This window comes from Nocardia carnea, assembly GCF_029868855.1.
In the GTDB taxonomy this organism is placed as follows: Bacteria; Actinomycetota; Actinomycetes; order Mycobacteriales; family Mycobacteriaceae; genus Nocardia; species Nocardia carnea_A.
This window is the reverse complement of the sequence record NZ_JARWOV010000097.1, coordinates 1-4,865: the sequence shown is the minus strand read 5'-3', so window position 1 is coordinate 4,865 and position 4,865 is coordinate 1. Positions and strand designations below refer to the sequence as shown.

Below are 4,865 nucleotides of genomic sequence, written 5' to 3'. Positions count from 1 at the left end.
CACCGCGACCCGGCCACCACTGTAGGACTGCACCGCAGGACGCGGACGATCCGCCGGAAGATCCAACTGATCCGGAACGCCGGCCAACGCCGACTTCCAATACCCGATCTGCTCGGCAGCCAGCGATTCCGGATCGGATTCATCGCCCAGCAACTCCCGCTGCCAGATACTGAAATCGGCGTACTGCACCGGCAACGGCGCCCACCCCGGCACCTCACCCGCAATCCGCGCCGCATACGCCGTCATCACATCACGCATCAACGGCACCGCGGAGGAACCGTCACCCGAAATGTGGTGCACCACCATCGCCAGCACGAAATCACCGTGCGCGCCGGCGGTATCGCCGCTGATCCCGTTACCCGAGACCGTTTCCGCCGCGTTCCCCGTTTCGACCTGGAACAGCGCGATCCGCAACGGCACCTCGGCCGTCACATCGAAAGTGGTGGCGACCATTTCCGATACCGCCGACAGCAAGTCTGCGCCGGTGGTCGACCGCACCTCCAGGTCCGGCAGCGCCTCGGCCGCCGGCAGGATCACCTGTACCGGACCGGATTCGGTCTCCGGAAACCCCGGCCGCCCCACCTCGGGGCGGCTCACCACATCGCCGATGGCGGCACGAAGGGCCGCCAGGTCGAGATGCCCGGTCAGCCGGGTCGCCCACGGAATGTTGTAGGCCGTCGAATTCTGATCGAACCGGTTGAGGAACCACATGCGCTGCTGCGCCAACGACAACGGCACCTGCTCCGGACGCGGCGCCGCTACCAGAGCCTTGCGCCCACCGGAGCCGGCCTGCTGTTCGACCCGTACGGCCAGCCCCGACACGGTGGCCGTCTCGAACAGCATCCGCACCGGCACGTCCGTGTTCAACGCCCGGCCCAGGCGGGCCGCGACCTGGGTGGCGAGTAGCGAGTTACCACCGAGGGTGAAGAAATCGTCGTCTGCGCCGACCCGCTGGACCGCCAGAACCTCGGCGAAGGTGCCCGCCACGATCTCCTCGATCGGGGTGGACGGAGCCCGGAAGGAACGCGTTTCGAAAACCGGTTCGGGTAGCGCCCGGCGGTCCAGTTTCCCGGCCGGGGTCAGCGGGATCCGATCGATCACCACGATCGAGGCCGGAACCATATACGACGGCAACCGCTCGCCGACGAATTCGCGCACCTGCGTCGTATCCACCGAGAATCCCGGCACCGCAACCACATAGGACACCAGCGACACCGCGCCGGTAGCGCCCTCGTGACCCACCGTCACCGCGAAGTCCACCGCGTCGTGCGCGGTCAGCGCGGCATCGATCTCCCCGAGTTCGATGCGGAAACCGCGTATCTTCACCTGGAAGTCGTTGCGGCCCACATACTCCACCGCCGGATCACCCATACCGTCGCGACCCCAGCGCACCACATCACCCGTGCGATACAGCCGGGAGCCGGGCTCGCCGTATGGGTCGGCGACGAAACGCTCGGCAGTCAGCCCGGGCCGGGCATGATAACCACGCGCCAGCTGGCAACCACCGACATACAGCTCACCGATGACACCTTCGGGTACTGGATTCAGCCGGTCGTCGAGTACCAGCGTCCGCATACCGCGTACCGGGCCGCCGATGGTGACCGGGTCACCGGGGCGCAACCGCCCGCTGATATTGGTGGCGATGGTCGCTTCGGTCGGACCGTAGGCATTGTGGAATCGCCGCTCGGTCGCGGTTTCCCCGGTCGTGGACCAGCGTGCCACCGAGTCCGCCGGAATGGCTTCACCGCCGGCGATGATGACCTGCATCCCCGCCAGGTCCGCCGGATCCAGGGAGGCCAGCACCGACGGCGTGATCAAGCCGACCGTCACGCCCTCGCGGGCGATCAGCTCGCCCAGTTCCGCACCGCCGTAGGTGCCGGTCGGCACCACAACCAGCGCACCCGCCGAACCCACGGCCAGCAGTAGTTCCAGAATCGAGGCATCGAAGCTCGGTGACGCGAACGCCAATGCCCGGGACTCCGGTGTCAATCGATACCGTTCGACCTGCTCGGCACTGAAGTTCGCCAGCCCCGTATGCGTGACCACCACGCCCTTGGGCACACCTGTGGAGCCGGACGTGTAGATGACGTAGGCGGTATTGCCCGGAGTGACCGGCCGCACTCGATCGGCCTCGGTGATCGGTTCGGCCGAGAAGCCCTCGAGTTCCAGCTCGTCCAGTACCAGCCAGTCCACCGAATCCGGCAGATCCCCGCGCACCGAGGACACCGTGATACCCACCGGCGCACCGGAGTCGGTGAGCATATGCGCGATGCGGTCTTCCGGATAGGTGGGGTCGATCGGCAGGAACGCCGCACCGGACTTGGTCACCGCCCATTCGGCCAGCACCGAATCGGCCGACCGCGGCACCGCCACGGCCACCACATCCTCGGCGCCCAGTCCCAGCTCGATCAGCACACGCGCCAGGCGATTCGAGCGCTCGTCGAACTCCCCATAGGAGAACCGGCGACCCTCGAACACCACCGCCGGCGCCGACCGATCCACCGCTACCGCCGCGGCCAGCAGTTCCGGCAGCGTACGGGCGGGCACCGCCGGACCACCCGAGCGGGAGAGAATCTCCGCGCGCTCGGACTCGTCCAGAATCTCCACCGCACCCGGCGCGAGAGTGGGATCGGCGACCAGGGCCGTCAGCAACCGGGCGAACCGGTCCACAAACCCTTGCACCGTGCTCTGGTCGAACAGATCGGTGGCGTAGGTGAGGAAACCCGTGACCCCGTCGGGTTCGCCTGCAGCGGTGTAGGAATCGCTGAGGATAAGGTTCAGATCGTACTGGTACACCTCGGTGTCGACGTCGACGCGCGACACCGACAGGCCCGGGAGTTCCAGACTGGATTGCGTCAGGTTCTGGAATGTCAACCCGACCTGGAACAGCGGGTGGCGCGCCTGCGACCGCGCGGGGTTCAGCACCTCCACCAGCCGCTCGAAGGGCACATCCGCATGCGCGAACGCGGCCAGATCGGTCTCCCGTTGCCGCGCCAGCAGTTCGACGAACGGCTCGCCACGGTCCAGCTGGGTCCGGAACACCAGGGTGTTGACGAACATGCCGATCAGTTCGTCGAGCACCTGTTCGCCACGACCGGCCACCGGCGTGCCGATCGTGATGTCATTGCTGCCGGACAACCGCGACAGCAGCACCGCGAACGCGGCGTGGACCACCATGAACAGCGTGGCACCCTGCTCCCGGGCCATTCCCAGCAAACCGGCGTGTATCTCGGGGTCGATGCGCACATCGATCCGGTGACCCGCGAACGACTGCACCGCGGGACGCGGCCGGTCCATCGGCAGATCCAGCTGATCCGGCACATCCGCCAAGGCCGACTGCCAGTAGGCCAGTTGCTCGGCTACCAGCGATTCGGGATCGTTCTCGTCACCGAGCCGTTCCCGCTGCCACAGCGCGTAGTCGGCGTACTGCACCGGCAACGGCGCCCAACCCGGCGTCTCACCCGCCGACCGCGCGGAGTAGGCCACCATCACATCACGCGTCAACGGCGCCACCGAGAAGCCGTCACCGGCGATGTGGTGCACCACCAGCGCCAGCACGTAAACGGGTGTCGCGCTCTCCGCCGCACCGATCACCGCGGACGTTTCGTCCGTATCGGCGGCCTCGTCCAACCGGAACAGCGCCACCCGCAGGGGCACCTCGGTGGTGACATCGAACCCGGAGCGAGCCAGCTCCGCGACCGCGGCCGCGACAGCCCCCGCGGCCACCGACCGCACCTCGAGCTGCGGTACAGCGCGCCCGACCGGCACCACCACCTGGACCGGACCGGAGTCGGTTTCCGGGTACACGGTCCGCAGCACCTCGTGCCGGGCAACGACATCGGCCACGGCGGCACGCAACGCGTCCACATCGAGATCGCCGGACAGCCGGATGGCGAACGGAATGTTGTAGGCCGCCGTGGCACCGTCGAACCGGTTCAGGAACCACATCCGCTGCTGCGCCAGCGACAGCGGCACCTGTTCCGGGCGCGGCTGCGGCACCAGCGCCTTACGTCCACCCGACCCGGCCTGTTCCTGCACCCGTGCGGCCAGCGCGGTCACGGTCGGGGCTTCGAACAGCGCCCGCACCGGGACCTGGGTATCCAACGCCCCGCCCAGCCGGGCAGCGACCTGGGTGGCGATCAGCGAATTACCACCGAGCGAGAAGAAATCGTCATCGGCACCGACCCGATCCATACCCAGAACATCGGCGAACACATTCGCCACGATCTCCTCGATCGGCGTCGACGGCGCCCGGAACTCCCGCGCCTGGAACACCGGCTCCGGCAACGCCTTACGATCCAGCTTCCCGGAGGTATTGAGCGGGAAGGCATCGAGTTCGACCACCGCCGCCGGAACCATGTACACCGGCAGCACATCACGCAGCGTGGCCAGCAGATCGCCGGTGACGACCTGTGCACCGGGTGCGGGCACCACATAAGCGACCAGCTGCTCACCCAGTTGCGAACCGGCCACCGTCACCACGGCTTGACTGACCTGCGGCAGCGCCAGCAACGCCGATTCGATCTCCCCCAGCTCGATCCGCTGACCACGGAACTTCACCTGGAAATCCGTACGGCCCAGGTACTCCAGCACCGGATCACCATCGACACGCGTCCACCGCACGAGGTCGCCCGTGCGATACATCCGCCGGCCGCTGTCGAACGGACTCGCCACGAAACGGTCCGAACTCAGATCCGGACGCGTCACATACCCACGCGCCAACTGGTCACCGGCCAAGTACAGCTCACCGGTCACACCCTCGGGCACCGGACGCAAGCGACCGTCGAGCACATACACACGGCTGTTCCACTGCGGAACACCGATCGGCACACTCCCGGCTTCCGCACCGGTCGCCTGCCAATACG

The 4,865-nt window shown here is 67.4% G+C and carries 1 protein-coding gene; it reads right to left on the bottom strand.

The genetic code is table 11. The features are described from left to right. Positions 1-4,865, bottom strand: a 4,865-nt coding sequence (locus QH195_RS09035; RefSeq protein WP_280435016.1) for a non-ribosomal peptide synthetase, incomplete at both ends; no start/stop codon positions are given.